Raw genomic sequence first — 5,669 nt, 5'->3', positions numbered from 1 at the left:
TTTTGTGATCCAACGGGAGGAAACCATGAAGATTCGCAACCCTCGTGGCGGGCTTCGACGATATTCCCGCGGCTTCCTGGGCTTCCGTCGACCTGACGACTTTCACGCATGACGCGGCGGCGATGGTGGACGAGACGCTTTCGATCGTGCTGTCGGCCGAAAAAGGCAAACCGCTGGCGGCAAAACCCGTCGTCGTTTCGGCGCGGCTGATAGAGCGTGGGACAACCAGAAAGGATCTAAGATCCTAGCCCGACGGCGTCGCGTTAAGCCTCCTTGGCACGACCCGAAATCACATCGGACGCATTCGTGCCAAAAGTCCGTCCTTGTCCCAGAACTGGTGTTTCAGAGCAGCCAGGATATGCTCCTGTCATGTATGGCACGACTTTGCGCATCTTCGATCCTGGGATCGGTGGCTGGCATATCATCTGGGCTGACCCCCCTCAACCAAGATTACTCGCGCCAGATCGGGCGGGCCGAGGGTAAGGACATTGTCCAGATCGGCGATGACTCGCGCGGTCTGAAAACTCGATGGCGTTTCACTGAGATCACTGCCAACAGCTTCCATTGGATCGGCGAGGAAAGATCTTCCGAGAGCGACCCTTGGCAAATCACGTATGAACATTTAGCCCGCCGAACAAACTCCTGAAGCTAATCAGGTTTCTACTTTGGGCCATACGAGAACCTGCGAAGACACAGTTTGGCTAATTACCCGCTAACCGCTTGTTTTCGTTGAAAAGACGACGCCTCGCCGGGCTCACCAAATACTGTATCTAAATAACTGATCTAATTGCGGTTTTGTAATCTCGCCCGAGCTCTCGACTCGAACTCCGCCTGAAGGCGACGAGAGCGACCACCCACGCGCTAGAAAGGGCCGCCTGTCGCTGGGTGGATCGGGTGAGCGAACAATGCTCGGTGAACCCTTCCAGAGTAACGCGCCATTCACCTTCATTTGACCTTCGGGAAAATCTTCAGCGCTCTTCTTATCCTCTCTTTACCTTTTTCCGCTTTGGTGACGTCCAGCGGCGGGCCGGGGGATCTCATGGGCTTAAACATCCGGATCATGGACAGCATCAATGCGCGCCCGGTTGATCCTGGTATGGTGCTCAACTGGCGCGAGGGAATCGACGTCACGCTTGAAGACCTCATCAAGGAGCGCGTACGCCTCGAAGTCGAGCGTGCCAGCGACCTGGCGACGGGGCTGCCGCCGGATCATCCACTGGTCGCCTGGAAGCATGCGCCGGAAGGCACCGCCACCTTGGAGCGCAAGATCGAGCATATGCAGCGCACCGCGCTGTTGGGCTTTGAGAACAACGCATTCTTCGTCGTGGTCGATGGCAAGCAGGTCGAAGACTTGAGGGCTCCACTGCGGCTGACGCCAATATCAACGGTGCGTTTCGTGCGGTTGCTGCAGCTGGTTGGAGGCTGATCCTTGTTCAAGAAATTGTTTGGAAAACTCGCCGACAGCGTTGGAGGGGCAGCGGAGACTGCCGGGAAAGAACTCCCGTCGCGACAGGACCTCGAAAAGGATGCCGCTGCGGCAGCTCGCGCCGGGCGTGACAAGCGGCCGACTGGGGCTTTCGGTCGGCGGGACGCAGGGTCCGCCAAGGGTGGCGAGCGCGGCAGCGATCCGTCGGCGCTGGCTGGCATCGCGCGCGTCCTCGGCGCGTCGGTGGCCGATGGGCTGAAGAAGAGCGACTCACCCTGGATCCAGCGGCCGGGCTCGCCGGCGGCGTCACCTGCCGGTCTCGCAGGAAACACCGCGCCACGCGAGATGTCGCATCTTGAACCAGCCCGGACAGCAAATCCGCAGCCCAAGGAAGTGGCATACGGCGCGGCAGCTATCGCGAATGTAGCGCGCATGTTCGGCGCGACATTTGCCGATGCGCTGTCGGCCTCCACGGCGGGCAGCGACCCGCTGAAACAGCCGGCCTATCCCGCAGTGACCGTCGAGGCCGGCGAGCGGGTGCTGAGCCGGCTGGCCGAGGCCAACGCCGCAGCGCGGGCTGATCCGCAAAGGTTGACGGAGATCGGGCCTGACGCCGCGTGGACCGAAGCGCGGCAAATAGTGATGGCGCCGCTCATTGCTCAGCTCACACAGCAGGAGCTGTGTGCCATTTTCGCTTGCCTGCCTGTCGAGCGGCAGTTCTTCAGCCATATCGATTTTACGCGCTTCGCCGCCTATCCGGCTCAGGTGCTGGAGAAGCTTGCCGAGTTCTACAAAGGCTGGACGCCCGAACTTGTCGACGAATATATGCTCTCGCTCTGGGCAATCCGGCGCGCGCAGCCCTATCGCGACATCTTCGTTTCCAACCGGCCGGAACTAAAGCGCCTCGGCATCCATGTCGGCCTCGTCGAGGCCTTTGTGAAGGACGCCATGGGGCGTTCCACGCGCGCGGTACTGGCTGCCTATTGCGATGGCCTTCGCAATGCGAGTGCGATTCACGACCCGGCCGAGCACCTGAAGATGATGGATCGGCTGGATGCGCTGCTCAAGGCCGCCCCGCAGCCGACCGCCAAGCCCGCTCAAGGCCGCAAGCTCGACATGAGCCCGTCCTTGCCAGCGGAATTGGCCGCTGGCGAACTTCTTCTTCGTCAGATGGCCGAAGCTTGCAACGCTGTCGAAATGCCGCGGCAAGGCGCCGATGTCATCAGAGCGGCGAAGCTTGCCATCGCCAAACCCATGATAGCGGCAATGACCCCTGACGGCATGCGCGCCATCATGTCGTTTCTCGGGCCGCAGCAAATGCTTCCGACGAGCTTGTGGGTGGGCTGCCTGACGTCGTCGCAGCAGGACTGTCTGGACCTCCTTGCCGAACACCATGGCGGCTGGAATGCGGATTTAGTCGACGCCTACATGCGGTGCATCTGGCGCGCAAACCAGCTCGGCGCGGACCATGCGCACATCACATCAAATCCGCGCCTGCTGGCGAACTTCGGCAAACATGTGTCGATGGTCGAGTCGCACGCGCGAAGCAATTTCGGTGAGGATACGCGCATCACCCTGGAGCGCCTGCGGGAACGCCTGTGTAGCGCCAGCAAGATCGACAGCTCCGGACCACACATGAAAATGCTGGCGCGGCTCGACGCGCTCCTCGGCGGTGGCGAAGAAGCCGGCACGGCGCCATTCCAATTGACAAACATAACTTACGTGTCTTTGCAGCCCCATCCGGCCGCACGCGTCAGCGATGCCGAACTGCTTGGCTATGTCGAAGAGGTGAATCGGCTCTATCCCGGCATCAAAGAGCGCTTCATTGGGGTCGCGGCAGACGATGCCGATGCCTTGGATGCCGCCGTCGGCGCTGCCTTGCATTCGGATCGGCTCAAGCAGTTCCACCAGATTGCCTTCGGTGTGAAGCCGACACCCTACCGTCACGGTAATGTCGCCTTGCGCATCCGGTCCGGCCAGGCCATGCCGATCAGCCTGGCCCGGGCGCAAAAGAGCCTCGCGAGGGCTGAGACCTTTCAGCGCCCGGTGCCCGACTGGTCACAAGACGCGCCGCCACGGCCGGAAATGCTCAATCTCGGGGGTGCGGATGCGCAGTGGAAGCTGGCGCGGCATCTCATGAGCGCGTCATCATCGGCGCCGACGGATAAGTGGCTGAAGTCGGTTGCTGCAATCGGCGCAGAGTTCGGACAAGAGAAGGTACGCGCCACCCTCAGAGCGTGGGTTGGCCAAATCCTCGATCATCCGATCAGCCCGAAGGATCATAAGGACAGGGCAGAATACGCTTTCCTGACCTACATCGCAGGGACCTTGAAAGCCGTGACGGCGGCGGGCTTTAGCCAGGCCGAAGCGGCGGCGTTTGCGCACCAGTGCGAATCGACCTTCCCAGTCCGCGGAAACAATGATGCCGGCTTTGCCTACCACCGAAAGTCGTTCAGCCGCTCGCCCTATCCCGACACGTTTAGTGACACGAATAGCTTGTTGGTCAAAGGTGCCGTTTGGGCGCTTGCTGCCAACCCGCGGCCAGGCGACGAGCATTTCTTCGGCGCGGTGGCGGAGCAATTGCTGCAAAAGCTCTATGGTGGCGGGATCTTCCGCTCCCTGACGGCCGCCAATGCTTGCCTCTGGGCGCTTGGCCAGATTGCCTCCAGGGATGCCGTCGTGTCGATGGGCCGCATCCGCCGCTCAGTGCGCGACAACCGCGTGTCGAACCAGATCGAGAAGGCGATGCGCGAGGCGGCAGAGAAAGCCGGTCTGACTGTCGCCGAACTCGAAGAAATGGCTGTGCCGGATTTCGGCTTAGGGCCGGATGGCGTCATCGTAGAGGACATCGACGGCTACACAGTCGAATTGAAGATCGCCGACGGCGATGTTGTCTTCGAGTGCCGCTCGCCGACCGGCAAGCCGTTGAAGACAGTTCCGGCGGAGCTCAAGAAAACGGATGCGTTCAAGGAATTGCGAGAGGCGGCGGACGAAATCGGCCGTGTGCTGCCGGTGCAGAAGGAACGCATCGAGCAGGTCTATCTCCAGCGCCGCATTTGGGATTTTTCTGTCTGGAAGGAGCGCTATGTCGACCATCCAATCGTCGGGGCGACCGCGCGCCGGCTGATCTGGAATTTCGACGCCGGCAGCGGAGTCACGGCTGCGATATGGCGGGATGGACAGTTCCTCGACGCCAATGGCGAAGCGGCGGCAGAGGCTCGGGCCGGCGCTACAGTGACGCTCTGGCATCCGATTGAGGCATCAGCCGAGGCGGTGGTGGCGTGGCGACGCTTCGTCATGAGCCGTGAGGTGCGGCAGCCGTTCAAGCAGGCACATCGCGAGCTCTATCTGTTGACCGATGCCGAGCGCGCAACAGAGACCTATTCCAACCGCTTTGCCGCGCATATCCTCAAGCAGCACCAGTACATGGCGCTGGCGAAGACGCGCGGCTGGAGCTGCCGGCATCGCATGTGGGTTGACGCGCCGAACGACGAGCCGACCAAGATCAACATGCCGGCCTTCGGCCTATGGGCGGAGATTTTTGTCGAGGGCGCCGGCGGCGATGACCCAGAAGTTTTGGAATCTGGCGCCTATGTTTACGTCAACACAGATCAGGTGCGGTTCCATCGCGGCGCGGAATGCGTCCGGCTGGAGGACGTGCCGCCGATCGTCTTCAGCGAGGTGATGCGCGATTGCGACCTGTTCGTTGGCGTCGCCTCCATCGGCACCGATCCGAACTGGATCAACCGAGGCGCAGAGGCGCGGCGTCCGAACCAGTGGGAGCGCGTGGCGGCCGAATATTGGAACCGCGCCAGCTTCATTGAGATGGCCGAAGGCGCGAAGCTTCGTCGCGAACTCGTGTCGGAGCTGCTGCCGTCGCTGTCCATAGCGCCCAAATGCGAGGTCGCGGACAAATATCTGCGGGTGCAGGGCGAACTGCGCGCCTATCGCATTCACTTCAACTCGAGCAACATTCTGATGGAGCCGGACGACAAATATCTTTGCATCGTGCCGTCACAGACGCCCGAGGCAAAGGAGCGCTTCTTCGTGCCGTTCGATGGTGACCGGACACTATCCATCATTATCTCGAAGGCGCTCATGCTCGCGGCTGACGACAAGATCAAGGATCCCTCGATCCTGCGGCAGATCAACGGGGCCTGAGCGCTCCAGCGCCGGTTGGCAACCCGCGGTACTGCCATCGGCGCCGTGATGCCCGAGCCTCTTGCGGCCCACCGCACGCTCA

General features: G+C 61.5%; 3 protein-coding genes. All 3 read left to right on the top strand.

The window, feature by feature from the left end; translation table 11 throughout:
• The first annotated feature begins 44 nt into the window (after positions 1 to 44).
• The 3 genes from C9427_RS33380 to C9427_RS33370 all read left to right on the top strand — a co-directional run bounded on the left by C9427_RS33380 (position 45) and on the right by C9427_RS33370 (position 5,587).
• Positions 45 to 248, top strand: a complete 204-nt coding sequence (locus C9427_RS33380) for a substrate-binding domain-containing protein (protein ID WP_245437295.1) — start codon at positions 45 to 47, stop codon at positions 246 to 248.
• Positions 249 to 949: 701 nt separating this feature from the next.
• A complete protein-coding gene (locus tag C9427_RS33375; protein ID WP_146172649.1) occupies positions 950 to 1,426 on the top strand; it encodes a hypothetical protein in 477 nt (158 codons plus the stop codon).
• Positions 1,427 to 1,429: 3 nt separating this feature from the next.
• The gene (locus tag C9427_RS33370) at positions 1,430 to 5,587 is read left to right on the top strand and encodes a DUF4132 domain-containing protein (protein WP_107653170.1); all 4,158 of its coding nucleotides are present in this window, start codon (positions 1,430 to 1,432) and stop codon (positions 5,585 to 5,587) included.
• Positions 5,588 to 5,669: the final 82 nt, after the last annotated feature.

It is taken from the genome of Mesorhizobium helmanticense (assembly GCF_003034915.1).
Lineage (GTDB): Bacteria > Pseudomonadota > Alphaproteobacteria > Rhizobiales > Rhizobiaceae > Mesorhizobium > Mesorhizobium helmanticense.
The sequence above is the reverse complement of the archived record's forward strand: the minus strand, read 5'-3'. Positions and strand labels throughout refer to the sequence as shown.